30 protein-coding genes and 2 pseudogenes are annotated in these 25,375 nt (G+C 35.9%); 30 read left to right on the top strand and 2 right to left on the bottom strand.

Annotated elements, in window-relative coordinates; translation table 11 throughout:
• Nucleotides 1-8 precede the first annotated feature (8 nt).
• The 18 genes from L3081_RS15030 to L3081_RS28385 all read left to right on the top strand — a co-directional run bounded on the left by L3081_RS15030 (nucleotide 9) and on the right by L3081_RS28385 (nucleotide 13,810).
• Complete coding sequence (locus L3081_RS15030) at nucleotides 9-347, top strand: hypothetical protein (RefSeq protein ID WP_242286894.1); 339 nt, start codon at nucleotides 9-11, stop codon at nucleotides 345-347.
• On the top strand, nucleotides 347-1,090 hold the full coding sequence (locus tag L3081_RS15025) for an outer membrane beta-barrel protein (RefSeq protein WP_242286893.1): 744 nt from the start codon (nucleotides 347-349) through the stop codon (nucleotides 1,088-1,090). Before L3081_RS15030 ends, L3081_RS15025 begins: the two co-directional genes overlap by 1 nt.
• Entirely contained in the window at nucleotides 1,060-1,704 is a 645-nt protein-coding gene (locus tag L3081_RS15020; RefSeq protein ID WP_242286892.1) for an outer membrane beta-barrel domain-containing protein, read from the top strand. Before L3081_RS15025 ends, L3081_RS15020 begins: the two co-directional genes overlap by 31 nt.
• Nucleotides 1,705-1,758: 54 nt before the next feature.
• Nucleotides 1,759-2,283 carry a TlpA family protein disulfide reductase gene (locus L3081_RS15015; protein WP_242286891.1) on the top strand — a complete coding sequence of 175 codons (525 nt, stop codon included), beginning with the start codon at nucleotides 1,759-1,761 and terminating at the stop codon, nucleotides 2,281-2,283.
• Nucleotides 2,284-2,325: 42 nt separating this feature from the next.
• Nucleotides 2,326-2,574 (top strand): DUF4266 domain-containing protein, encoded by a 249-nt coding sequence (locus L3081_RS15010; protein ID WP_242286890.1) that lies wholly within the window; start codon nucleotides 2,326-2,328, stop codon nucleotides 2,572-2,574.
• Nucleotides 2,561-3,703, top strand: a complete 1,143-nt coding sequence (locus L3081_RS15005) for a DUF3570 domain-containing protein (protein WP_242286889.1) — start codon at nucleotides 2,561-2,563, stop codon at nucleotides 3,701-3,703. The genes L3081_RS15010 and L3081_RS15005 overlap by 14 nt, the downstream gene beginning before the upstream one ends.
• A gap of 81 nt (nucleotides 3,704-3,784) precedes the next feature.
• The gene (locus tag L3081_RS15000) at nucleotides 3,785-4,033 is read left to right on the top strand and encodes a hypothetical protein (RefSeq protein ID WP_242286888.1); all 249 of its coding nucleotides are present in this window, start codon (nucleotides 3,785-3,787) and stop codon (nucleotides 4,031-4,033) included.
• Between the two features lie 39 nt (nucleotides 4,034-4,072).
• Entirely contained in the window at nucleotides 4,073-4,348 is a 276-nt protein-coding gene (locus L3081_RS14995; RefSeq protein WP_242286887.1) for a hypothetical protein, read from the top strand.
• A gap of 92 nt (nucleotides 4,349-4,440) precedes the next feature.
• Nucleotides 4,441-5,952 (top strand): outer membrane protein assembly factor BamD, encoded by a 1,512-nt coding sequence (locus tag L3081_RS14990; RefSeq protein ID WP_242286886.1) that lies wholly within the window; start codon nucleotides 4,441-4,443, stop codon nucleotides 5,950-5,952.
• 152 nt (nucleotides 5,953-6,104) lie between these two features.
• The gene (locus L3081_RS14985; protein WP_242286885.1) at nucleotides 6,105-6,530 is read left to right on the top strand and encodes a hypothetical protein; all 426 of its coding nucleotides are present in this window, start codon (nucleotides 6,105-6,107) and stop codon (nucleotides 6,528-6,530) included.
• Nucleotides 6,527-9,784: a tetratricopeptide repeat protein gene (locus L3081_RS14980; protein ID WP_242286884.1), complete on the top strand. Its 3,258-nt coding sequence runs from the start codon at nucleotides 6,527-6,529 to the stop codon at nucleotides 9,782-9,784. Before L3081_RS14985 ends, L3081_RS14980 begins: the two co-directional genes overlap by 4 nt.
• The gene (locus L3081_RS14975) at nucleotides 9,762-10,619 is read left to right on the top strand and encodes a tetratricopeptide repeat protein (RefSeq protein WP_242286883.1); all 858 of its coding nucleotides are present in this window, start codon (nucleotides 9,762-9,764) and stop codon (nucleotides 10,617-10,619) included. The genes L3081_RS14980 and L3081_RS14975 overlap by 23 nt, the downstream gene beginning before the upstream one ends.
• A 1-nt stretch (nucleotide 10,620) precedes the next feature.
• Nucleotides 10,621-11,007: a hypothetical protein gene (locus L3081_RS14970; RefSeq protein ID WP_242286882.1), complete on the top strand. Its 387-nt coding sequence runs from the start codon at nucleotides 10,621-10,623 to the stop codon at nucleotides 11,005-11,007.
• 43 nt (nucleotides 11,008-11,050) lie between these two features.
• Complete coding sequence (locus L3081_RS14965; protein WP_242286881.1) at nucleotides 11,051-11,704, top strand: MotA/TolQ/ExbB proton channel family protein; 654 nt, start codon at nucleotides 11,051-11,053, stop codon at nucleotides 11,702-11,704.
• A gap of 1 nt (nucleotide 11,705) precedes the next feature.
• Complete coding sequence (locus L3081_RS14960; protein WP_242286880.1) at nucleotides 11,706-12,269, top strand: biopolymer transporter ExbD; 564 nt, start codon at nucleotides 11,706-11,708, stop codon at nucleotides 12,267-12,269.
• Nucleotides 12,266-12,517, top strand: coding sequence for a biopolymer transporter ExbD (locus L3081_RS14955; RefSeq protein ID WP_242286879.1), 252 nt, complete (start codon nucleotides 12,266-12,268; stop codon nucleotides 12,515-12,517). The genes L3081_RS14960 and L3081_RS14955 overlap by 4 nt, the downstream gene beginning before the upstream one ends.
• Nucleotides 12,498-12,806 carry an ExbD/TolR family protein gene (locus tag L3081_RS14950; protein WP_242286878.1) on the top strand — a complete coding sequence of 103 codons (309 nt, stop codon included), beginning with the start codon at nucleotides 12,498-12,500 and terminating at the stop codon, nucleotides 12,804-12,806. The genes L3081_RS14955 and L3081_RS14950 overlap by 20 nt, the downstream gene beginning before the upstream one ends.
• Nucleotides 12,806-13,810: an AgmX/PglI C-terminal domain-containing protein gene (locus L3081_RS28385; protein ID WP_242286877.1), complete on the top strand. Its 1,005-nt coding sequence runs from the start codon at nucleotides 12,806-12,808 to the stop codon at nucleotides 13,808-13,810. The genes L3081_RS14950 and L3081_RS28385 overlap by 1 nt, the downstream gene beginning before the upstream one ends.
• A gap of 132 nt (nucleotides 13,811-13,942) precedes the next feature.
• Here the strand turns inward: L3081_RS28385 and L3081_RS14940 are convergent, their stop codons facing one another.
• Both L3081_RS14940 and L3081_RS14935 read right to left on the bottom strand, forming a co-directional pair.
• Nucleotides 13,943-14,521: a YceI family protein gene (locus tag L3081_RS14940; protein ID WP_242286876.1), complete on the bottom strand. Its 579-nt coding sequence runs from the start codon at nucleotides 14,519-14,521 to the stop codon at nucleotides 13,943-13,945.
• Between the two features lie 157 nt (nucleotides 14,522-14,678).
• Nucleotides 14,679-15,278, bottom strand: coding sequence for a Maf family protein (locus L3081_RS14935; RefSeq protein ID WP_242286875.1), 600 nt, complete (start codon nucleotides 15,276-15,278; stop codon nucleotides 14,679-14,681).
• A gap of 169 nt (nucleotides 15,279-15,447) precedes the next feature.
• Between L3081_RS14935 and yceD the strand changes: the two genes are divergently transcribed.
• The 12 genes and pseudogenes from yceD (at nucleotide 15,448) to L3081_RS14875 (ending at nucleotide 25,371) form a co-directional block, all read left to right on the top strand.
• Nucleotides 15,448-15,960 carry a 23S rRNA accumulation protein YceD gene (gene yceD / locus L3081_RS14930; RefSeq protein WP_242286874.1) on the top strand — a complete coding sequence of 171 codons (513 nt, stop codon included), beginning with the start codon at nucleotides 15,448-15,450 and terminating at the stop codon, nucleotides 15,958-15,960.
• A gap of 48 nt (nucleotides 15,961-16,008) precedes the next feature.
• Nucleotides 16,009-16,179 (top strand): 50S ribosomal protein L32, encoded by a 171-nt coding sequence (gene rpmF / locus L3081_RS14925; RefSeq protein ID WP_116000475.1) that lies wholly within the window; start codon nucleotides 16,009-16,011, stop codon nucleotides 16,177-16,179.
• Nucleotides 16,180-16,269: 90 nt separating this feature from the next.
• Nucleotides 16,270-17,279: pseudogene (plsX, locus tag L3081_RS14920) on the top strand (phosphate acyltransferase PlsX).
• Between the two features lie 109 nt (nucleotides 17,280-17,388).
• A pseudogene (fabD, locus tag L3081_RS14915) lies at nucleotides 17,389-18,346 on the top strand (ACP S-malonyltransferase).
• A 53-nt stretch (nucleotides 18,347-18,399) separates the two neighbouring features.
• Nucleotides 18,400-19,134: a 3-oxoacyl-ACP reductase FabG gene (gene fabG, locus L3081_RS14910; RefSeq protein ID WP_242286873.1), complete on the top strand. Its 735-nt coding sequence runs from the start codon at nucleotides 18,400-18,402 to the stop codon at nucleotides 19,132-19,134.
• Between the two features lie 164 nt (nucleotides 19,135-19,298).
• Nucleotides 19,299-19,532, top strand: a complete 234-nt coding sequence (gene acpP / locus L3081_RS14905; RefSeq protein WP_159820781.1) for an acyl carrier protein — start codon at nucleotides 19,299-19,301, stop codon at nucleotides 19,530-19,532.
• Between the two features lie 136 nt (nucleotides 19,533-19,668).
• On the top strand, nucleotides 19,669-20,904 hold the full coding sequence (gene fabF, locus L3081_RS14900) for a beta-ketoacyl-ACP synthase II (protein WP_242286872.1): 1,236 nt from the start codon (nucleotides 19,669-19,671) through the stop codon (nucleotides 20,902-20,904).
• Nucleotides 20,905-21,156: 252 nt separating this feature from the next.
• Complete coding sequence (gene pabC, locus L3081_RS14895; RefSeq protein ID WP_242286871.1) at nucleotides 21,157-21,960, top strand: aminodeoxychorismate lyase; 804 nt, start codon at nucleotides 21,157-21,159, stop codon at nucleotides 21,958-21,960.
• Between the two features lie 10 nt (nucleotides 21,961-21,970).
• Complete coding sequence (mltG, locus tag L3081_RS14890) at nucleotides 21,971-23,164, top strand: endolytic transglycosylase MltG (protein ID WP_242286870.1); 1,194 nt, start codon at nucleotides 21,971-21,973, stop codon at nucleotides 23,162-23,164.
• Entirely contained in the window at nucleotides 23,130-23,525 is a 396-nt protein-coding gene (locus L3081_RS14885) for a dienelactone hydrolase family protein (RefSeq protein WP_242286869.1), read from the top strand. The genes mltG and L3081_RS14885 overlap by 35 nt, the downstream gene beginning before the upstream one ends.
• Before the next feature lie 210 nt (nucleotides 23,526-23,735).
• Nucleotides 23,736-24,401 carry a dTMP kinase gene (tmk, locus tag L3081_RS14880; RefSeq protein ID WP_242286868.1) on the top strand — a complete coding sequence of 222 codons (666 nt, stop codon included), beginning with the start codon at nucleotides 23,736-23,738 and terminating at the stop codon, nucleotides 24,399-24,401.
• Nucleotide 24,402: 1 nt separating this feature from the next.
• Nucleotides 24,403-25,371: a DNA polymerase III subunit delta' gene (locus tag L3081_RS14875; protein WP_242286867.1), complete on the top strand. Its 969-nt coding sequence runs from the start codon at nucleotides 24,403-24,405 to the stop codon at nucleotides 25,369-25,371.
• Nucleotides 25,372-25,375 lie beyond the last annotated feature (4 nt).

Below are 25,375 nucleotides of genomic sequence, written 5' to 3'. Positions count from 1 at the left end.
ATCGTGAGTTGTTTTTTAATGATGTGGAACAAGAGGTTATTGATGGTATCCTAGTTGATAAGCGGATTGAACTGCTCGATGAAAGCGGTAATATCGTTTATCAAATTGATGCGGAAGGCGAGTTGATACTTGATGCCGAAGATAACCCCATCCCCGTGTTAACCACTATTCCAGTCGCATCGGCTTTATCTACTAATGGTGCAAAACCCAGTGGTGATTTTTTTGAACTATTTCAACAAGGCAGTCATCAAGGTCGGCTTTCAATACACGAGTTGAAACTTATCAGTGAATGGTTAGATATTGGTGGTCAATATTACAATACTCCTTTTCATCAGGAGGAAGAGTAATGAGTAAACTGTTCTTTAGTGTATTGTTTATGTGTAGCTGCCTTTTATACCTACCTAGTGTTTTGGCAGATAATGAACCGGTAAAATTAACCATTGATGTTACCTATATAGAATTACATTCAGGTCCTGGCGTTGGTTACCCAATTATCAATGTCATTGAAAAAGGGGAGTTGGTTGAACTATTAGTCAAGCGTACTAATTGGCTTAAAGTTATAGACCAACGAAAGAATATTGGTTGGTTAAGTCAAGATGATCTGGTTGGTTTAACTAATCAAGGTCATAAAATATTACATTCAGAATTAACCATAACGGATTTTCAAAGAAGAAGTTATGAAACGGGTGTAATGTACGGCGATTTTGAAGGTTCAGATTTCTATAATGTTTATTTTGGCTATAGCTTATCATCCGTTTTTAGTGCAGAGGTTTCCGTTGGTAAAGCCCTCGGAGATATTTCAGATAATAACCTTTATGATGCAATGTTAATAAGCCGGCCATTACCCGGGCTATTAGTCATTCCTTATGTAGGGGTTGGAGGCGGCATAATAACAACCAAACCACATAGTGTATTGGCTGATTCAGAAAAAAGACAAGATACGTATATAGCTAGCGCCATCGGAATAAAATATCACCTAGCGCGAAATTTTATATTACGTGCCGAATATAAATATTCAATCGTGTTAACAGATCGAAATGACAATGAAGAGGTTCAAACATGGAAACTAGGTTTCAGCGTGTTTTTTTAGTTTCATTAATGCTAGGAATATTGCCTACATTTAGCGCAACGGTTTTAGCATTTAATGTGGATGATATGGTGCCAACAGAAATAGAACGCCGTGATGTCTTAGAGAATATTTTAGATAGCGAAAATTTTGAGTTAGGTGCCCAAATAGGTTTACTGTCAATCGAAGATTTTGAGAGTAATCTTTGGGTTAGTGGACATTTTGCTTATCACATTAATGAGTATTTTTATGCTAAAGCATTATATGGCTTTTCAAAAGCAGGAACATCGAGTTTTGAAAAGTTGGTGAATGTACCGCCGTTACTAACAAACGAACAACGAAAACTAAAATATTATGGTTTAAATATTGGTTATAACCTTTTGCCTGGTGAGGTATTTTTAAGTAAAGACATCGCTTTAAATAGTATGTTTTCAATTGAATTAGGTGGCGGGAGTACTGAATTTGCAGGCAATAATCAATTTACCATAAACCTTACAGCCAATTACCGACTGTTTTTAACTGACTGGCTAACATGGGATATTGCGATGAGTGATTATATTTTTGACACGAGCGTAACCGGAGAAAACAAAACAACTCATAATTTAAACTTCACTACAGGAATAGCCTTTTATTTTTAGGTACTTTGCTTTAGTTAACTTGTTGAAAAATATGAACGAGGAATATGTATCAAAATGAATTATATATCGTGGATAAAGGTAAGTGTTAGTCGTGTGTTAGTTAAGGTGATCACTTTGATTTTACTGAGTAGTAGTTTGTCTGTGAATGCACTTGATATAGGCAATCTAGCTCCTAATTTCACCTTGAAAAGTACACAAGGGGAAAACTTAAATTTGGTTGAGCAACGTGGACAGATCATTGTTATAAACTTCTGGGCTTCGTGGTGTGGTCCTTGCAGAAAAGAAATGCCGATGTTGGAATCTTTTTATAACCGCTACAAAAATTTAGGTGTTTCTGTTTGGGGTATTAATGTAGAGCAAGAAAACCAAGCAGGGCGAGATTTTCTTGCTGATTTAAACTTAAACTTTCCAATCTTTTTCGATGCCAGTAATACCATTGCAGCTTCTTATCAAGTAGAAGCCATGCCAACCACAGTTATCGTGGATCGAGGCGGTAAGGTTAGGTTTATTTTTAAAGGGTATAAAGACGGTTACGAACAAAAATATGTAAACGCTATTAAACAATTAATTCGAGAGTAATTTAATTCGAGAATAGTTTAATTCGAGAATAATTTGGGAATAATGATGTTAAGAAACTATGTTAGACAACCGTTAATAATTATTTTTTCTCTAACTTTAGTTGGTGTTACGGGCTGTGCTCAACCGATTGAACCTTGGGTTAAGCCTTATGAAAGACAAAACTTGGCTGACCCGATCATGCGAACAAATCGTCATCCTATCGCGAATATGCATATCGCGCATGTGTATGAAGGCCGCGAGTCGGCAAGAGGGGCTGATGGTACAGGAGGGGGCGGTTGTGGCTGTAACTAAATCTACATTTTTATTGGTTATACTTATCAATGTGTATTTTTCTTCTGTTGGCAATGGCGCGGTATTGGAAGAGGATAGAGTTGATGTGCTTTATCATAGCTATGATGGCGGCGGTATGAAAATTGATGGTCCGGCTATTTTACTAAGGAAAAAAACCAGTGAGTCTGTCGCCTTATCTGCTTATTATTATGTTGATACTATTTCTTCAGCATCGGTTGATGTAATGAGTACTGCTAGTCCTTATTCAGAAAAACGCTTGGAAGGACAGCTAGGTATTGAATATCTTCACGATAAAACAACCATGCTTTTTAATGTCAGGCAAAGTGATGAAGATGATTATTTAGCACAGTCAGTTAATTTTACCGTGTCACATGATACCTTTGGCGATTTAACTAATTTAAGTTTAGGTTTTGCTTTTAGTGATAATGAAATAGGGCGTAATGGTGATGATTTATTTGAAGAAGAAAGTCAACAATACCGTATTCGCGCGGGTATCAATCAAATACTCACCAGAAATTTATCCGTTGCTTTAGCGATTGAATCTGTTGCGGATGAAGGGTATTTAAATAACCCTTACCGAACAGTGCGTTATGTTGACCCTTCATTACCCTCAGGTGTTGGTTATCAATCAGAAATATACCCCCAAACACGTAATTCATTTTCAACTAAATTATCCGCAAGTTATTACCTACCTTATAGGGCTGCTTTGTTTTTTCATTATCGTTATTTTTCAGATAGCCGGAAGATAGACTCGGCTGATATTGAATTAAGTTACCGTCATCCTATTGGTCAATCTATCGAATTAGAATTTAAGGCACGATATTATCAACAAACCAAAGCAAGTTTTTATAGTGATTTATTCCCTTACCAAAATGCCCAAAATTTTTTAGCTCGAGATAAGGAATTAAGCGATTTTGATGATTTAACGCCGGGGTTTAGTGTGACCTATTCAATCCCCAGTCAGTTTTTGATAAATAATTGGCGTTCTGAAGCATCACTACAATGGGATTATATAAGCTTTAATTACAATGATTTTAGAGATCCAACCGCTGAGGGAATCTTAGGTGAAGAGCCACTATATGGTTTTTCAGCTCATGTAATTAGAGCCTTTTTTAGTGTCTATTTTTAGCCATGAATATAAACATGTATGTGAAGATGTAAGTGAAACCTGTAGGTAATAATGATGAATAATATGAATTTTAGGATAAATATGAAAACAATGATAATGGCATTACTTACAGTAAGTATTCTTGTTTTATTTATGCATAAAAGCAACGCACAAAATAATGGAACTCACGATGCAACTACATTGGTACCACAAACAGAAAGTGATCTCGATAAATCATTACAACAACTAAAATCGCAAGTATTACAGTTGAACCGCGATCTTTTTATTCTTGAAGAAGATTTGCTTTTTCCGCCAGTACGCAAGTCGCACTTTTTGTGTCAGTTGATATAGGTCGATTTTTTAAAATAGACAGTGTTGAAGTGAAGATTGATGAACAAGATGTTCTTTGGATTTTTATACACTCAAAGACAACGATTTGCACTTGAACAAGGCGGTATTCAAAAACTATTTTTAGGCAACATAAAATCAGGCACTCATGAGTTAACCGCAATTTTTATTGGTTTAGACAATGAAGGTCGTTCGATAAAGAGAGCGACACAATATACCTTTGAAAAAGAAGATGATGCGGTAATGCTTGAGTTAAAGCCGGTAGATAACACCAGTAACTATCGAACCCAAGTGGTTGTTGAGCAATGGGTGTTATAGTTTAGTGAGTAACATACTAGGTGTTAAAAAATTCTTTGGGGTTTTATTTAAGTATATTTGTAAGTACTTTACTACCTACCTCGGCACAGGCCATGAGCGAAGTAGATGATAGCGACTTGGTAAAAACTAACATCCATGAAAAATACTATCAACAAGCTTTATATTACTATTTTCAGGGTAATTATTCGGGGGCGTTAGCGATAATAAATCAAAGTAAATCGCGGTTAAATTCAATCGAACCATCCGTTCAGCTTTTTGAAGCAGGGTTACAAGTCAAAATTGGCTTACAAGAAGAAGCTAAACAAAATTTGCGTTTACTTAGTAGCAAACAGCCTGATCATGAAAAGTCATTAGATAATACTGTAAAAAATGCAACAGAGTTACAGAGTAAACCTTACCAAATTGAAATAGATCACTTGTTAGTTTTAGTTTTTCTATCACTGTCCGAGCAATACATTGAACAAGGTGATCTTAATCAAGCCCGAGAAACTTTAGCTAAAATTAATTCGATACCTCAATCTTACTATCAACAATATCAGGTGTTAAATCAGCTCGCCTATTGGCCCGATAAACCTGTTTTGTTACAACCGACTATATCCAAAAAAGATAAGGCGGTTCAACGTGATGATTCTGATATGAATAAGGTTGAAAAATACACGCCCTATATTCAACTGAATCAAGCGTTACGCTTTATTGAAAATGGAAATTTTGAGCAAGCTATTACGCTATTAACACGGATTAAAAAAGGAACGTGGCATGCGCATGAACCGTCTTTCTTTCAATTACTATTTTCTGATTCAAGTCCATCATCACAAGAAACTCTGGAAGAAGAAAAAATACAATATCAAGGGATTAATGATTACGCAAAATTACTCTTAGCGTATTTATATACACAACAAGAAAGCTATGAAAAAGCCTATGTTGAATTAAAAACTTTTCCTCAACAAAGCCCTTACACCGAATCTGCGTTATTTTTATATGCTTTTTCTGCACAACAAAGTAAACAACATACCACAGCTTTGTCTTTACTCACTTTACTACATGAACAATATCCATATTCCTCTTTAGGTTGGCAAGCCAGTCTTCTTATGGCAAAACAAATTACAGAACAACAAGGGTTAACCAAAGGGTGGCAGGCATATCAAAATATTGAAGAATTTTATTTAAATACAATAGAACAGCTTAATATCTTTGAACGTGCATTTGCCAATCACTCGGATTTACTGTCTTTTTCAACAGCAGAGACCCCGACAGTATTATTTTCTAATAAACACCTTAAAACAGCTATTCAAACTAACCTTTTTGCTACAACCAAAGCTTATGAACCGGAATCAATTTGGTTGCAACAAGCCCTGTATGAACCAACGCTGAGTCATTTTTATCAACAGTTATCTGACGTTACTGAATTAATACAGCATAGTCAGTTGTTACAAGATAAAAGTGATGAAATTCTCGATATTATTAGTTTAAATACAACACGAAAACAGCGTATATCAGCCTCACAACAAACATTAGCCAAACAAGATGTCTATAATAAATTATTAGCAAAACGAGAGAATATAGCCTCAATACTTTTAAAGGCAGTGAATGATCCCCGCAGTTAGGTGTTGCCTTTGCAAATGAAGAAGAGCAAGCATGGTTAGATCGTTTAAATAGGAGTAACCAATACTTATCGTCTATTGTTAAACTCAGTCATGAAGAGGATCAAGTTACTAACATCAAGTATCAACAACGATTAAATCGGTTAAGTTCTGTTTTGGCTTGGCGTTTATCTGAAGCGTTTCCTCAACGATCTTGGCAACATAAGCAGCAACTTATTGAGCTAGATAATAGTATGGGGCAGTTGAGTGATTTACAACAAAATGTATCCACATTATTAGCCTCTTCATCACATGAACAAAGTGAATCGTCGTTAGTTCCATTTATCAATCGTCAAATGTTTATAAAAACAAAAATCAGTCCAATTATTAGTAGTTTAACTGAGTTAAAAGAAAAAATATCTTTAAAGATTCGAGATGAAATAACAGAGTATTGTAATGAAAAACGAACATTGTTAGCACAGCATTTACTCACTACGCGTAAGGCTATGGCTGTTGTGTTAGAAAATATGTCGATTAACGACAAAAAAATTGAAAAGCAACTTAACCAAGAACGTCTAAATGACAGGAAAAAAGAACGATGAACGCTCCTATTAGCTCACGTTCATTAATGTTGATTGCAGTACTTGGGGTTTGTATCCTTGTACTCTCTGCTTGTCAAAGTCGAGTTGAATCAAATCCATCAGAAAATAATGCTTTGGACAAAAGAGGAACACTCGATGATTTAGCTAAAGCGAGAAATGCCGATGATATTGCCAACAATACTCAAAGTGATTTCAACACCATCACTGAAACCACCCCTATCACTGAAATTAGTAATACCGATGAATTATTAACTTTGAGTAAAAGCCAACGTACAACAATACTTGCCTCTTTATATCAAAATATTTTAACAACTGAACCTAATGACGAAGTTAGAACGCAAATATTTTACCGATTAGCACAAATAGATAGCCAAGCATATGAATTACAAGAAGTAGAAGAGGTAGGAGAGGATAATTCAAAACAAGCAGAAAAAAATGCTCATGCATTATCAGCCCTTGTGGCATCTTATCGTAGCTTAATATCACGTTACCCTAATCGACCAGAAAATGAAGAAGTGCACTATCAACTAGCTAAGGCTTTGGATCGACAAGGGCAGTTAGATCAGAGTTTGTTGCAAATTGAATTGATACTAACAAAATACCCTGAGAGTAAATATCAAGCAGAGTTGCACTTTAGACGGGGTGATATCTATTATAATTTGCAACATTACACAAAAGCATTGCAAGAATATCAAGCTGTATTGCAGTCAAAAAATAGCACTAATTACTATGTGAATAGTGTTTATATGTCAGGATGGGCACTATTCAAATTGAATCGTTTAGCCGAATCAGATCAAACCTTTTTGTCATTACTAGATTTTATTATTGCGCAAGAAAAAGTTCAACCGAATGAAAATGATTTTAGTTTTTCCGCTATAGATAACCGTTATAGTGATTTAGTGAATGATATTCAACGAGTTCTTAGTATTTCATTAAGTCAGCAAGATCAATCAGCTTCGTTAGTCGCCCTAGTTAACAACTATCAAGGAAATGAATTTAATGACAATTATTTATATCTGTATCGTCACCTATTATTTAAAAACTTAGCTGATTTTCTACTCGAAAATGGTTTAACTTACGACGCTGAATTGACCTATCAGTCATACGTAACCATGGCACCTAACAGCCTGTGGTCCGCAAGGTATATGCTAGTATTGATGGAATTATACCGTACGCAAGGTAAGCATCAGGCAATCAGTGCGTTGAAAATTGACTATGTTAAACAATTTGGTATGGAAAGCGAGTTTTGGCAACAATATATAACCGAAAATGCTAGAGGCTATGTTCATAAAGCACAATTAATGGATGAAGTGTTACCCAATTTATTGTCATTTAGTTATCAGCACAGTCGATATTTATATGCTCAGGCACAATCGGAAACAAATCCGCAGAATAAAGTAAAAGCCTTTACTCAAACAGCTCAGTGGTTAGGTATTTATTTAGCCTTAGCAAAACAACCAGAATCAGTAGAATTTGTGAGTGAAATAGCATTAAGTCAAGGCTTGTTGGCGGATGAATTGCTTTTTGCTGATGCTAGTTTTGAAGCGCAACTTTATGAGCAAGCATTAACGAGTTATCAATATATTGCATACCAAGCTACTATGACGTCAGATAATTCTGAGCAGATGCGAAAAGAAGCGGCATACGCCTCTACCTTAACCACGCGTGAGATATTAGCAAGTCATCGAAAAGAAAACGAAGAAACAGGAGACAACAAAGACGAATTATCCCTATTAAGGGTGCGTGATCAACTCGATAAAGCATTTATTGAACAATACCCTAATGATGAACGCTCACTGAGTTTAGCTTTACAACAAGCGCAATATAGTTGGGCTAATAAAGATTATCATGTGATGCAAGAATACTGTGATTTTATCCTACAAACCTATGGTGTTATTGCTGACAACGGTGTAACTAATATGGATGTAATTAAGTCAACGAGCAGTGCAAATCTGATTGATGATATTAATCATCATGAAATCATAGCAAAACTTGATCATAACGCGATCAATCAGATACAAATCGCGAGTCAATTACAAGCAAATTATTGGTATCAACAAGATGAATATATTCAAGCTGAGACTGCTTATAATTTGGCACTTAAATATGTTAGCGAGAACAGTAAAGCTTGGACAAAAATGCGAGAACTACTTGCGGCAAGTATTTATTTTCAAGGTCAAGGGGTTGCATTAACCCAACCACTGATAGCCGTGGAGCATTATTTGCGTTTAGGGAAAAAAATCCCAGAGTCAACTTACCGGTTGAATGCGCATTTTGAGGCAGCTAATTTATTATTTTCTCAACAGCAGTGGCAAGCCGCGATAGAGACATATTTGGCTTTTCAACAAAACTATCCAAAAAATGAATATAGCCGTTCAATACCTGCAAAACTTGCTGAGTCTTATGAGAGCTTAGCACAATGGCAAAAGGCCGCTGAACAATATTTAGCTATAGTTAACATGGCTGATACAGAATCAGATTCATCGGAATTACAGCAAGAAGCCTTGTATAATGCAGCAGAGCTGTATTTAAAAGCAGATAATATAGATAAAGCCATTAGTACTTTTAGAACCTATGCTCATACGTATCCTGAACCGTTTGATGTAGCGCAAGAAGTACGCTTTAAAATGACTAACTTTTATAATAAAACCAAAGCGCTAAATAAAGCTTATTATTGGCATCGTAAAATCATTTCCTTCTACGACAAACAGTTTAACGCACAAACAACGTCAAACGTTGCTAACTCACGAGACAAATATTTAGCTTCAGTTGCTGCTTTAGCATTAGGACAAGCACATCAAGCAACCTTTACACATATTAAACTGACGCTGCCACTAAATAAAAGTTTAGCACGTAAACAAAAAGCGATGAAAACAGCCATCGACTATTATAAAAAACTTCTCTCATTCGAGTTAGCTGAATTTGTACCGCATGGAACCTACAATTTAGGGCAAATGTACCGGCAATTAAGTCATGATGTGATGGCGTCACAACGACCACAAGATCTCGATGAATTTGCTTTAGAAGAATATAACTTATTGTTAGAAGAAATGATTTATCCGTTTGAGGAAAAGGCAATAGAGATTCATACCAGTAATATTAAACGTGCCTGGAATAATACTTATGATGAGTGGGTAATGAAAAGTTTTGCGGCGTTGGCAGCATTAGAACCCGCTTTATATCACAGAATTCATCAAGCTAATAAGCTAAATAAAAAGGAGGAAAATATCGATGTTGTTCTCACCTTACATTAAGAATATGAATTACATGAATCGACATTTTTGTTCTCAATATGTAAACAAGTCTTTGTCTAGTGGGCTTTTTATAGTTATTTTGCTGTTATCAGGTTGTAGTGTTACCCCTGAAGATAGCAATATCAGCAAGGAATCAGAGGGGATAAAAAGCATTGGTCAGCGTATCGTCGATTTAATGAGCATGTCGGAAAAGGATGTAAATAAAGTTGAAGACAACAGCAATGAGATAACCAAGCCACTCGATGATAGTAGAAAAAACGACTATTTAGCGCAAGAAAAACGGCTAATGAATAATGTTCCTCAAAGCGTTATCACTACCTATAAACAAGCCGTTGAGTTAATGAAACAACAACAATGGCAAGCCGCGTTAGTTTTATTTGATGAGGTGATTGTTAAACAGAAAAACTTATCTGGTAGTTATGTAAATCAAGCGCTTATTTGGCATAGGTTAAGTGAGCAAGAAAGCGATAAAACAAAACAAAAAACAGACCTGAATAAAAGTGAATTATTACTAGCTAAAGCCATTAAAATTAACCCCATCAATCCTTACGCTCATTACTTAAAGGGAAAACTATTAGAAACGAGCGGAGCATTTAGCCAAGCAGAAGCAAGTTATAGGACAGCGTTGACGATATGGCCAAACTTCACGCAGGCACAATTAAGTATGGCTGTTTTGCTTGAGCTATATCGAGGGAAATTTATTGAAGCAAATCAGTACTATAGTGCTTATTTATTAAATGAACCAGAAGATCAACAAGTCAAACGTTGGCAAGCCGCATTAGCAATAAAAATAAAGCGTCTTGGTTTATCATTACCTGTGCACCAAGGAGGATAGAATGAACTCTTTTTATCATCAATTGAGTACTTATAGTCGAAAGGCAATATTGCCGTGTGCTTGCTTAATTCTGTCTTCATATATTCCAAGGGGCCAAACTCAGGAAGTTGCCGAGACAGAAATTGAAGAAGTGCCGGCAGCAACCACGCCTTTTTCAAAGAAAACTCCAGTGATTATTGAAACGCAAGTAAAAGGCTCACAAGAACAACCCAATGTTATTTATATTATGCCTTGGCAGGGTACTGAAAAACCGGTGATTATTGAAGGAAATAATTCAAAAATTACGATGCCAAATTTTAAACCCATTAATCCCAAAGAATTTAAAAAACAAACAACAACTTTTTACAAGTTAGCCGTAAAAAATACAAATAAAACAGTAAACCAATAACGACAAAATAACGATACTATATCGACAAGAAAAGGAAAATTACATGAGTTTTTTCGACAGCATTATTGCATTTTTACAAAATGGTGGGACATTCATTTATCCCATTGCCTTGGTTTTAGTTGTGGGTTTAGCAATTACCATTGAACGTTGGTTCTATTTAACTAACACCTTAAAAACCAATCAAAAAGCCCTAGTTTTATTACAAGACTCACTAAAAAAAGGTGATATAGATGCCATCAGTAAACAAGTCAAAAACAGTGATGCGCCAGTACTTGATGTGTTGGCATCTGGTTTAGCACGATTAACCCATGTTAAACGTCGTGAAGATGTTGAGTATGCGATGGAAGAAACGATAATGGAGTATATGTTACGGTTAGAAAAACGTACGCCATATTTAGCAACATTAGCTAATATAGCAACACTCTTAGGACTATTAGGTACTATCATGGGACTTATAGCGGCTTTTTCAGCTGTTGCCAATGCCGATCCGGCAGAAAAAGCAAATTTACTATCAGCCAGTATTTCAGTTGCAATGAATACAACTGCCTTTGGTTTAATCACCGCTATTCCGTTAATTTTATTTCATTCAAGTTTAATGAGTAAAACCTCAACCATAGTCGACTCTTTAGAAATGGCGGGCATGAAGTTACTCAATTCATTGTCTTTTGACTCAGTTACCGACTCTAACCGAGGCTAGTATGATGAGACGTTATCGTCGCCTGAACAAACAAGAAGCAGAGTTAGATATTACGTCATTTATGAATTTAATGATTGTACTGGTACCAGTATTGTTATTAAGTTTAGTATTTTCGCAAGTACGAATTTTAAATTTACAATTACCCATTAGTGCCGAAATAGAAAATGAACAAGTAACGGATGAAGCTAAAATTTTAGAACTGGTGATTAATAAAGTCGGCTTTACGTTAAATTATCCGAGTGGCATTTTATTAAAAACCTTTAATAAAACCGAGCAGGGTTACAACTACTCTTTATTGTCTAAATACTTACAAGATTTGAAGTTTACGTTTCAACAAAAAAATATTAAAAAGAATGACATATTAATTTTAATAGCCCCGGATGTTGATTACCAAACCATTGTTTCAACAATGGATATAGTTCGCTCTTTTCCTTCAGTGGTAGCGGCTAACCTTGTTGATGCAGAGTTGTTTCCTCAAATATCCTTAGGTGATGCACCGGAATTAGATTTACCAAGCGAAAAGGATGTAGTTGAAGAGAAAAATGAGAACGGAGGCAAATTATGAAGCAGTCTGCAATAGCAAAAAGGCGCGCTAAGCATCATAAACGTTTCAATAGTGCGGCAAAACTAAACTTAGTGTCTTTGATGGACATCTTTACCATACTGGTGTTTTTTCTTATTGTAAACCAGTCTGAAGTACGTGTTTTAGAAACAACCAACCAAATTAAATTACCTGTATCTGTAGCAGAAAAATTGCCCAACGATAATGTTTTGATTACAGTGTTAAGTAATAGTGTCTTTGGTACAAGGTAGATCAGTATGGAGCCAATCGTTTTCATTAGCTAATACAACATCAGATGAAGAAAATAATTCCCAGTTAATCGCGGCAGTTAAAAGTGAGCTAGCTTACTTAGCGCGAAAACGGCCAGAATTGAATAAATCAGAAGTAGTCTTGGGGAGATCTGTCACCATCATTGGTGATGCAAGTGTGCCATATCAGGTATTAAAACAAATAATGTCGGCTTGTTCAGACAGTAATTATAGAAATATCTCTTTAGCCGTACAGCAGTTGTTAAAAAATGCTGTGGAGGAGGAGAAATAGTGACAACTGTAACTTTACCAGACCATGTAAGCTTTAAAAACAGCGAAAGTTTTCAACGTTTTTATGATTTATTTAAACCGAACGAACAAGACAAAAAATTTACCATCATTTTAGTCTCTCTCTTTGCCTTGTACTTTATTATTGCGGTGATCGTTTCTTTTGTTGAACAAGTTGAAATACCCCGTGAAGTGAAAGAGCAGATACCGGTACAACTGGCTAAAATTGTCTTAAAAGAAAAACAGCTACCTTTACCTGAAAAACCAAAAGAACCTATTATTAAAGAAAAGCCAATTGACAAAAAAGCAGATGAAAAAGTAGCCGAAATAAAAAAAGAAAAAGTACAAGAATCACCAATACAACCACCACAGTTAACAATAGAAAAACGACGAGAACTAGCTAAAGAAAAAGCTAAAACATCAGGTTTAGCTGCAATGAAAGATGAGCTTTTTGCCATGCGAGAAGCATTTGTTATGACACCGTCAAACCAATCAACATTAAATGCGACCAAATCATCTGAAGTGAAAATTAAACGGAAATTACTCACAAGTCAGGTAAACAAACAAGCATCAAGCTTAAGTGCGGCAAAAACGTCAACTGTGGTTAATAGTGATAAATTAAGCACCCGTAATACACAACAAATACGATTGTCAGAAACAGAGATAGCCGCTAATACTGATGTGTTAGTAGAAGAACAGCTATCAATGCAAAAGTCTGAACAACGCTCAGAACTGTCATTACGACGTACATTAGAGTCTCATAAGGCTCGTCTTTATGCGCGCTATAATAGCGCACTAAGAAAAGATCCTTTTTTACAGGGTAAGGTGGTATTTGAAATTGAAATACAAGCTAATGGTAAAATAAGTCACATTGATATTAAATCGAGCAAATTAAATAACCCGAAATTAGAGCGGCAGTTGTTAGTAATTCTACGCTCTATCACGTTTCCCGCTGAAAATGTTGGTATTGTGAAAACTATTTGGGCTATAGATTTTTTACCAAGTTAGCGTGCTTTTGCTTTGTCATTTAGGCATTAGATTTGGTGTGCATATTCAACAAGTACTTTTTGCGCTAAGCCACTAAAGCACTTGTTGATTCAAAGAAAACAATTAATACAATTAATACAATTACAACTCAGTTTATTTTTTATCAAAGATTAAGCTAAATGATACAGGCACTGTTGTACTTATTGATGGTAACTTCGCAATATCACGTAATTTGTTAATACCTTCAGCTAAATTATATTGTTCAGCATCGATAATGATCGGGGTTGATGAGAATGCTAGTAATTTATCATTTGTTAGTTTTACAACGCGTATGTCGGCAGTGATTTCTTTTGATACACCATGCAAAGATAATTTGAATTTAATTGGGGTCGTGTAGGTATCACCAATGTTAAGTGCATTAAGTTTATTAAGGTCTAAATTGGCAAGAATATTTGCTTTGGTAAAAGAGCTAGTTTCAAAAAGTATTGTTTTAACACGTTCATTGCGAATTGGAATATTGGTTTCAACACTTGCTAAGTCGATATCTACAGATAGTGAACCATTATCGTTTAAAGTTCCGCTAAGCGTATTAAAGTGATTTAACTCACTCACTTTTGATGATTTTATAGAAATATAATTAACCGTTGATTCATCATTAACGAGAGTCCACTGCGCTAGAGCGTTTGAAGAGATAAGCAGCGTTGAAAGTATAAATATATATTTTTTAAACATTATTTTTCCTTAAGTTAAAATGTATTTGATTCGAATTAGTTTAAATGAAAATTGCTTTAATACCCGTATAAATGATAAGTACCCGCACAAATGATAATTTAGATCATAAGAGTAAAAGAGCATTACGTGAGTGTAAACTCTTTTATGTTACGTGATGTTACGTGATAGCGTGTTGCTCTTTTAAAGTGTCTAAACCATGCTGTTTAAGCAAAGCGACTAGTTTGATTAGCGGTAAGCCAATTAAGGTGTTGGGATCATCACCCTCAAGCTTTTCAAATAAACAAATACCTAAACCTTCACTTTTAAAGCTGCCAAGACAATTATAAGGTTGCTCTGCTTTTAAATAATTTTCAATATCTGCTTGCGACAAGGTATTAAAATGAACATTAAAGGGTTCTACCAAGGATAGTACTTTATTATTGGACGTGTCTAATACACATAATCCCGTATAAAAAATAACGTTTTTATTACTGAATTTTGTGAGTTGTTTTACACCATTTTCAAAATTGTGAGGCTTTCCTAAAATTTCACCGTCACAAACGGCTACTTGGTCTGAACCTATAATAAGAGCATTCGGAAACTCATTGGCGACAGCCTGGGATTTTTCAATAGCTAAACGTTCCACTAAAGCTTGTGGAGTTTCATCCGCTAACGAACTTTCATCAATATTAGGTTTCGCACATTGAAAAGGTAGGTTAAGTTTTTGTAAAATACTTTTACGAAAAGGAGAGGTAGAGCCTAAAACTAAGGTTTTCATGAAGATCCTTAAAATAAATTATAGAAGTGAATCAATTGCTCACTTTTGATACAAAACATAACAAAAATGATTATATACCTGCTATTATTGGGTCAATCTATCGTTTTTAAATGAAATATGCTATTTTTCTTTTGACACTTGCCTCTAGGGGCTTTATTATGCGCGCCTTATGCAGAATCTTAAGCTTCCGATAACAATTAGCCCAACCCGAAGTGCACAACGTAGACTTGTGTGTGAAGGTATTTATAACGTGTCGGAAATGACTCGACTGCTTGCTGTCAGCGAAATGAGAAGCGAGCATGTTCAAGTTAGTGTTAAGTTTGATGTGGATGAACGTGGTTTGACAGTAATGTCAGGTACGGCATCGGCATTAGTTGCATTAACTTGTCAGCGGTGTAATGAACTTTTTGATACTGAATTGAAAGTAGATTTTATTTTCAGTCCGGCAAAAAATGAAGAAGCCGCGATGAATATTCCATCATATTATGATGTAATAGAATTAAATGAAGATGGTGAAGTAAACTTGCGAGAGCTAGTGGAAGAAGAGTTATTACTCGCAATTCCATTAATTCCAAGGCATGAAATCGAAGACTGTTCAGCTGATGCTGATAGTGTTTGGGGTGAATTGCCAGAAGAGCTTGAGAAGCCGAACCCATTTGACGTATTAAAACAACTTAAATAGTTAAACGCATTGAGCAATTTAACTAATAACCCGATTTAGGAGTAACTCATGGCAGTTCAAAAAAGCAAGAAGTCTCGTTCAAGACGTGGCATGCGCCGTTCACATGATGCTTTAACAGCAGAAAACTTATCAGTAGATCCAGTATCTGGTGAAACGCATCGTCGTCACCACGTAACAGCCGATGGCTTTTACAAAGGCGTTAAAGTAATCGCTAAATAAGCGATTATACTTTAACTCCCTATTTAAAGCTCATAGCTACTACAGTTAAGCTTGAATAGTCAAAAAATACTAACCTTAGCGTTAGATGTTATGGGGGGCGATAAAGGCCCCTCTATAACAATTCCCTCTGCAATTATGGCAATTAATGAGCTGCCTAATTTGCACCTGATTCTTTGTGGTGATGAAAAAATCATTACGACAGAGCTTGCATTATTAAATATTTCTCCACAAACATTAAATCAACATAAGCAACTCTCTATTTTTCCAACTACTGAAGTTGTTGAAATGGATGAAAAGCCCGCTTATGCTCTGCGTACTAAAAAAAATTCATCTATGCGTAAAGCATTAGATCTTGTTCAAGAAGGTCAAGCCCAAGCATGTGTCAGTCTTGGTAATACGGGGGCTTTATTTTCTATGGCGCATTTTGTTTTAAAAACCTTACCAGGTGTTGAAAGGCCGGCTTTAATTTCTTCTTTACCCACACATGACGATGATAAACATGTATTCATGTTGGACTTAGGCGCTAACGTATTTTGTGATTCTCATGTGCTGTATCAATTTGGGGTTATGGGGTCGGTCATGGCACAACAAGTTGATGGTATTGATCGTCCACGTATCGCGTTACTAAATATGGGGGAGGAAGCCATTAAGGGCAGTGACCATATCAAACAGGCAGCGCTTGAGTTGTCGGAAAATAGTGATATCAACTATATAGGTTTTATTGAAGGTGGTGATATTTTTTCTAATAAAGCTGATGTGATTGTGTGTGATGGTTTTGTGGGAAATGTAGCACTAAAAACTTGTGAGGGTGTCGCTCGTTTGGTGTTCGAGAAATCTAAAACGCTATTCAAACAAAATTTTTTAGTGAAAATGTTAACCTTTATTGTCAAACCGAGTTTAAAAAAGTTGTTTAAATCCATGAACCCCGACCAGTATAATGGTGCAAGTTTGATAGGATTGCGCGGTATTGTAGTAAAGAGCCACGGGAATGCAAATTCGAGTGCTTTTTCTCTGCTATTATGGAAGCAGTTAAAGAAGTCGATCGGCAAGTACCTGAAAAAATAAAGAACTCTCTAGAGCAAGGTTTATCACCTCAATAATAGCTCACTATGCTGTTTATATTGACGTCTATTTTGATTGGTAAAAAATTATTTTATAACTAAAGCGTAATTAATAAAAGCTGAATAAATAAAAAGAGTAACAACAAAAATGCAAAATATATCCTTACAAGGTAAATTAGCCTTCGTATTTCCTGGTCAAGGCTCTCAAGCTGTGGCGATGTTAAGTGATTTTAGTGATAACACCATTGTTCAAAAAACTTTTAAAGAAGCATCTGATGCGCTAGGTTATGACCTATGGCAACTTATTGCTCAGGGTCCTGCAGAGCAGCTTAATCAAACACATATTACACAACCGGCATTGCTTACAGCAAGCGTGGCGTTATGGCGCGTTTGGCAAGCTGAATCTGAAGTAATTCCTTCTATATTAGGCGGTCACAGTCTAGGCGAGTATTCTGCACTGGTTTGTCTTTGGAGTGTTATCACTAACTGATGGTGTTAAATTAGTAGAAAAACGTGGAAAGTACATGCAAACATGTGTTCCTGCAGGTGTTGGTGCGATGGCAGCTGTTATAGGTTTAGACGATCAAGCCATTATTGATGCCTGTGCTCAAGCGCAAGCCGATGAAGTGGTATCAGCAGTTAATTTTAATTCGCCAGGTCAAGTCGTGATTGCGGGTCATAAAGCGGCTGTTGAACGAGCAGGTGAATTATGTAAAGCGGCAGGAGCAAAACGAGTATTACCTTTGCCTGTTAGTGTTCCTTCTCATTGTGCTTTAATGAGTGATGCTGCTGACAAATTAGCGACTGATTTGGAAAGCATTACCTTTAACACTCCAACAATTAATGTTGTTAACAATGTTGATGTTGCCATTGAAACGAGTGGTGAGGCAATTAAAACAGCTTTAGTAAAACAATTATATAGCCCTGTACGTTGGAGTGAAACCATAAGCCAATTGGGTGAGCAAGGTATCACGCAAATGGTTGAAGTAGGACCAGGAAAAGTATTACAGGGGTTAGCAAAACGTATTAATAAATCTATTAGCTGTGTGTCTTTTAATACGCTTGATTCCCTAGAACAAGCTAAAGAGTTAACACAAGCAAGTTAGTAATCATCCGTTTATTTGTAAATAACGAAGAAATAAAATCAATAGGAAATAGTATGTTTTCATTAACAGGAAAAGTAGCCCTTGTAACAGGCGCTAGTCGTGGCATTGGTAAAGCGATTGCAACACAACTAAAGGCATTAGGTGCTACGGTTGTTGGAACGGCTACGTCAGCACAGGGAGCTAACAAAATTGCTGAATATTTAGGAGCAGGTAATGGTCTGGTTTTAAATGTCACAAGCGATGACTCTATTGCTCAGATGTTTTCTGATATCAAAGAGGCTCATGGGGGCGTAGATATTTTAGTTAATAACGCCGGTATTACACGTGATAACTTGTTTATGCGTATGAAAGATGATGAATGGCAAGATATAATGGATACCAATCTCACTTCTGTTTTTAAAGTGAGTAAAGCTGCAATTCGTCCTATGATGAAAAAGCGCAATGGTCGAATCATTAATATAGGTTCTGTGGTTGGTTCTATGGGGAATGCAGGGCAAGTAAATTATGCTACAGCTAAAGTCGGCTTATTAGGTTTTACTAAGTCGGCGGCGCGCGAAATAGCTTCTCGTGGCATTACCGTTAATACTATTGCCCCTGGTTTTATTGATACAGACATGACAAAAACATTAACTGATGAACAAAAAGAGGGTATTTTCTCCCAAGTTCCGGCTAATCGTTTGGGTAAACCTGAAGAAATAGCGAGCACTGTCGCGTTTTTAGCCTCGGATGCAGCTGCATATATCACGGGTGAAACAATTCATGTTAACGGTGGTATGTATATGGTGTAACCCTTTATAATTAAGGGGTTCATTGTTATATATGACTTTTTTAAGGGCTCTATACTGGTTAGACCACTTAAAAAAATAAACGCTTAGGCTTGCATGGCAAGCTTTTGGCGAATACACTACACGCAATTTGAAAAAATATACTTTCAGTAAGTAAAGGAAAAAAAATGAGTACTATCGAAGAACGCGTAAAAAAAATCACTATTGAACAACTAGGTGTTAGTGAAGCAGAAGTTAAAACTGATTCATCTTTCGTTGATGATTTAGGTGCTGATTCATTAGACACAGTAGAGTTAGTAATGGCGTTAGAAGAAGAATTTGATACTGAAATTCCTGACGAAGAAGCTGAAAAAATTACTACAGTTCAAGCAGCAATCGATTACGTTAACGCTAATCAATAATTGTTGGTAAGTAACGATTAGTTATGTTGATAGTAAGCATAACTTTAAAAATGTAATTGAAAAAGAGCGGTATACTTATCATTTAAGTGACCGCTTTTTTTATATCTCCTATTTAAAATTTATGAGGTAGAACACAATGAGACGTGTTGTTGTTACCGGATTTGGTATGCTTAGCCCATTAGGTAATACACCTGAGGCTACTTGGGAAAATTTACTGCTTGGTAAAAGCGGTATTCGTAATATTGAACATTTTGACACCACGGAATTTAGCACTAAATTTGCAGGCTTAGTGAACGGATTTGACGCAGAACACTACATGGAAAAGAAAGATGCCAGAAAAATGGATCTTTTCATTCAATATGGTGTCGCTGCAGGCGTACAAGCCATCAAAGATTCAGGGATTGAAATTACAGAAGAAAATGCCCCACGAATTGGTGTTGCTGTTGGCTCTGGTATAGGCGGTTTAGGGTTAATTGAACAAAACCATGAAAAAATGGTTAAAACTGGCAGTCCTAAAAAACTATCACCATTTTTTGTGCCTTCTACCATCATAAATATGATCTCAGGTCATTTATCCATCATGTTTGGTTTGCAAGGACCTAACATATCAATCACAACGGCTTGTACAAGTGGTGTGCATAATATTGGTCATGCAGCACGAATGATAGCTTATGGTGATGCTGATGTTATGGTTGCCGGTGGTGCTGAGAAAGCCTCTACGACACTTGGTATGGGCGGTTTTGGTGCTGCTAGAGCATTATCTAAACGTAATGATAATCCACAAGCAGCTTCACGTCCTTGGGATAAAGACCGAGATGGTTTTGTTTTAGGTGATGGTCTTGGGGTTGTTGTTGTTGAAGAATATGAACATGCAAAAGCCCGCGGTGCAAAAATGTATGCTGAACTCGTTGGATTTGGTATGAGTGGTGATGCTTATCATATGACGTCACCGCCAGAGGATGGTCTTGGTGCTGCGCGTGCAATGCATAATGCACTGAATGATGCTAAGCTTAATGCCAATCAAATTGGTTATATTAATGCGCATGGTACATCAACGCCCGCAGGTGATATCGCAGAAACCAATGCTGTGAAATCTGTTTTTGGTGCCGATGCGTATAAGGTACTGATGGGGTCTACAAAATCAATGACCGGGCATTTACTTGGTGCTGCCGGCGCTGTAGAGAGCATTTTCAGTATACAAGCCTTGAAAAATAATATTGTTCCACCTACGATTAATTTAGATAACCCAGGTGAAGGGTGTGATTTAGATTATATCAAAGACACAGCTCGTGATATTAATTTAGATTATGTGTTGTGTAATTCATTTGGTTTTGGTGGCACAAATGGTTCATTGATATTTAAAAAGATATAATACCAGTTTCATTAATTAAGAGATCCATTTTATACGTAGAAAAAATTACAAAATACAAGGCATTTATTTCAATAACGAGTTGTTCTAATTATTAAATAACGAAGTAGTTGGTGATTTTGGCAAGAAGAAATGATCAAACAGTTAGTGAGATTGGTATAAAGTCATTTTAAATCACTTAATTAAGTCTGAACACTTAGCATTTTTTGCAAAGGTGTCAGACTTTTTTATTTTAAATGCTAAAGAGATAACTTTATGAAAATTTGTCAAGTTAATGGAATACAACAAAATGAGATAGATGTCGAAAATAGAGGTCTAGCTTATGGTGATGGGTTATTTACAACAGCAAAAATTATTGATGGCAATATTCAATATTTAACACAACACGTTGATCGTTTAATTTCAGGTTGTCAAAAGCTTGGTATTAATTACCCGCCAATTGAGCAATTAACACAGCAACTTACTACTGTCGCAAAAAGCTATTCTTTAGCTGTTCTTAAGGTTATTATTTCTGCTACATCTGGTGGTCGTGGTTATGCCCGTTCGGCCTCTAATCATTATGATTTAATCATCATGGTGCACGACTATCCTAATCATTATGAAGATTTAGCGTTGTCGGGTATCACGGTAGGTATTAGCAAACAAAAAGTTGGCTTAAATCCAATGTTAGCAGGATTGAAGCATTTAAATCGTCTTGAACAAGTACTTATAAGGCAAGAGCTTGAAACAAGAAATGAAGATGATTTGTTAGTGATAAATATTAACGATGAAGTGATAGAAGCGATAAGTGCCAATATTTTTATTATTATAGATGAAGCAATGTATACTCCAGATCTAACGCAAAGTGGTGTTAATGGTATTATGCGTCAAGCCATATTGAAACAATATCCAACCACTATTGTACGTACGATTTCATTAAATGATATTGCTACGGCTCAGGCAATGTTTCTTTGTAATAGCGTTATGGGGGTGATACCAGTGGCAAACATTAATGGACGCTCATTATCAATAGATTTACCTTTAGCTATTCGTAATGAAATACACAACAATCTAGAATAATGGATTATTAATGAAAAAATTTCTTTTGCTTTGTATCAGTAGCATACTGGCTTTATCACTTATATTTTTTCTTTTATTAGAAAAAAAGGTAAATCAGCCATTATTGATTGCCGAACAGCAATTACTGACAGTTAAACAAGGAACCTCTGTTGCCTCTTTTTCTAGGGCTTTAGTGGAGAAAAAATGGTTAGATAATCGTTTTTGGTTGAGAGCTTATGCACGTATACATCCCGATAAAACCATCATTAAAGCCGGAACTTATCAAATTAACCCCTCGATAACTTTACAAAACTTACTTACGTTAGTAACAAGCGGGAAAGAATATCAATTTAGCCTTACTATAATTGAAGGAACAACATTTAATCAATTAATCACCCAATTGCAAAATCAACCACAGTTAACTCATACGTTAGCAAAGTTAAGTGTTGAACAAATATCAAAACGCTTAGGTATTGAGCAATCGAATCCTGAAGGATGGTTTTTCCCTGAAACCTATGCATTTACGAACGGCACTGTTGACATTGCTATTTTAAAAAGAGCTTATAACAAGATGAAAACCACGTTGATGGATCAATGGCAGAATAGGGCTATTGGTTTACCTTATGAAACACCTTATCAAGCGTTGATTATGGCTTCAATTATTGAGAAGGAAACAAGTCATATACCTGAGCAGCCAGTGATAGCGTCAGTGTTTATTAATCGTTTAGCGAAGAATATGCGATTACAAACGGATCCTACAGTAATTTATGGTTTAGGGGATCGTTATCAGGGAGATATAAAGCGCGTTCATCTAAAAGAAAAAACAGCCTATAACACCTATAGAATAAATGGTTTACCGCCAACGCCAATCGCATTATCTGGTTTGTCAGCGATAAAAGCTGCTCTAAATCCCGACACAACTGACTATTACTACTTTGTTAGTGAAGGTAATGGTAAACATGTTTTTAGTCAAACATTACAAGAGCATAACGCAGCAGTTAGGGACTATTTAAAAGCTCAAAAAGTAATGATTAAGATTTGTGTCACGGATATTTTTGGTAAGACACCCGCGTTAATGAGTATCGCTAACGTAATTAACGCAGATGTCATTGTTGATCCTTACGATGGTAAAAATATGAATTTTACCAGTGAAGCTCAAGCGTATAGTTTTTTTACTGAAAATATTGGTATTGATAATTATAAAAAAATTACAATCAATACTTAACAACTATGCTGATGAATATTCGTTAGTTGGCTTTAGTGTTGGGGCTTCTATTATTTGGATGTTATCGGGAAATATGCCTACAGAGTTATCTAATCGGATTAAGTATGCTGTGTGTTATTATGGCGCTCAAATTAGGTATTACACAGACGTATCCCCTAAGTTTACGATAAAATGTATATTTCCTAGAAGTGAACTTCATTTCGATGTGTCAATCTTGCACAATATTATAAAAATGAAGGATAAGGTAACCTCAATGCAAGTTAATTATCGACATGGCTTTATGAACACTCACTCGAATAATTATGATCATATTGGCTTTGAGACGCATATGGCGTTTTTACGTCAAGATCTAAACTTATAGCTAGTGGATGAAGTTATACCCACCTCACTAACTATTTGATCATTTCTATTTGCTATTGAAATAAATGCTTTGTATTTGGCAATTTTTTCTATGTAGAAAATAGATCACTTAATTAATGAAACTGGTATTATTTCCTGACCTAGCGTTGTTGTTCGTTATAAAGCTATATATTATATGCTTGTAAACCGATGTTACTTAAATGAGAATATTATGAAAAAAGGTTTTATGGTTGTGTTTGATGGTAGTAATGGTGCCGGCAAAACAACTGTTATTAAAAGTGTTGAACATTACCTTATTTCAAAAGGGTTTGATGTTGTTCTTACCCGAGAACCGGGTGGAACGCCTATTGGTGAGAAAATTAGAGAAGTAATTTTAGATCCCTCAACACCAGAAATGACATTTATGACTGAATTAATGCTATTTGGTGCAGGACGTGCTCAACATATCCAAGAAAAAATAATACCTGCATTAGAAAAAGGAAAAATTGTAATCTCTGATAGATTTGACGCTGCTACCTTTAGTTTTCAACACTTTGCTAGAGGTATCGATCTAGATACTATAAAAAAAATAAACAATCTAGCACTCAATGGCTTCAGTCCCCGTATGAATATTATTCTAGATTTAGATCCGTCAGAAGGATTGAAGCGTGTACAAAGTCGTGGTGAAGGGCTTGATCGGTTAGAGGATGAAAAGGCCGACTTTTTAATTAAAGCAAGAAATGGATACTTAACACAAGCTGTGCAATCACCAAACGACTTTACTGTAGTGGATGCGGCTCAATCTAAAGAAAAAGTGCTCGCTGAAGTAGTAAAAATTATAGATGGTTTACTTGAAGAGCATCAATATGAACAGTCACCAACAGATGTAGGTTGTTAATATGCAACCTTGGTTACTTCCATACCAACAGCAATTCAGCAGTCAGTTTAGCCGTGATGTTTTACCTCATGCTATTCTAGTTAATGGCGAAACAGGCTCGGGGAAACTTGCATTCTCTCAGTGGTTATTACATTTACTCAGTTGCCAACAGCCTCAGCAAGCCGTTAATAATCAAGTCACCTATTTGCAACGTTGTGGATGCTGTAAAACGTGTCTATTAATTAATAGTAATACCTATCCCGATCATCTTAACTTAGTAGCAGAAAAGAATAGTTTGGGCGTCGATGACATTCGTTATGCTACACTTTTTTTACAAAAAAAAGCACATCTAGGTAAATTCAAAACGGTATTGATCAATCATGCACAAACAATGACCATAGCTGCTGCCAATGCATTACTAAAAACTTTAGAAGAGCCAAGCGATAATAGTGTCATAATTTTATTAACCAATGACATTGAGAATTTACTACCGACGATTGTTAGCCGGTGCAGAGTCATTAATATTAGGCCCAGTGTTGGCCAAGCATTATTGCAAGATATGTCAAATCAGTTACTCAGTCATGAACGCAATGCTAACGTAAACACCCCATTTATTAACTTAACTCAATTGCCTGAATTAACTGATCCAACGCTAAGTGATGCATTTGAAAAGTTTAGAGCGTGTTACTTTAATTTTCTAGTTGGACAACAATCTGCATTTCAATTACTTGAGCTGTTATTGAAAAATGAACATGGTCTAAGGTGGTTAGAGCAACTAACGGTTAACTTATTGAGAAACCAGTTTATAAGCACAACTGAACCTGATAATTATCCCACTTTAAGTGCCGAAGTATTGAATAATATCTATAAAGTTATCATCAATGGGTGTAAAGTAATAAAATCTTATGTGCAAGCAAACCAACAGTTTGTTTGTGAGCAGCTTATCCTAAAGATAAGTGATGTAATTGAGCAAGCTAAAACTAACGAGTAGGAGA

It is taken from the genome of Colwellia maritima (assembly GCF_022669015.1).
GTDB lineage: Bacteria > Pseudomonadota > Gammaproteobacteria > Enterobacterales > Alteromonadaceae > Colwellia > Colwellia maritima.
The sequence above is the reverse complement of the archived record's forward strand: the minus strand, read 5'-3'. Positions and strand labels throughout refer to the sequence as shown.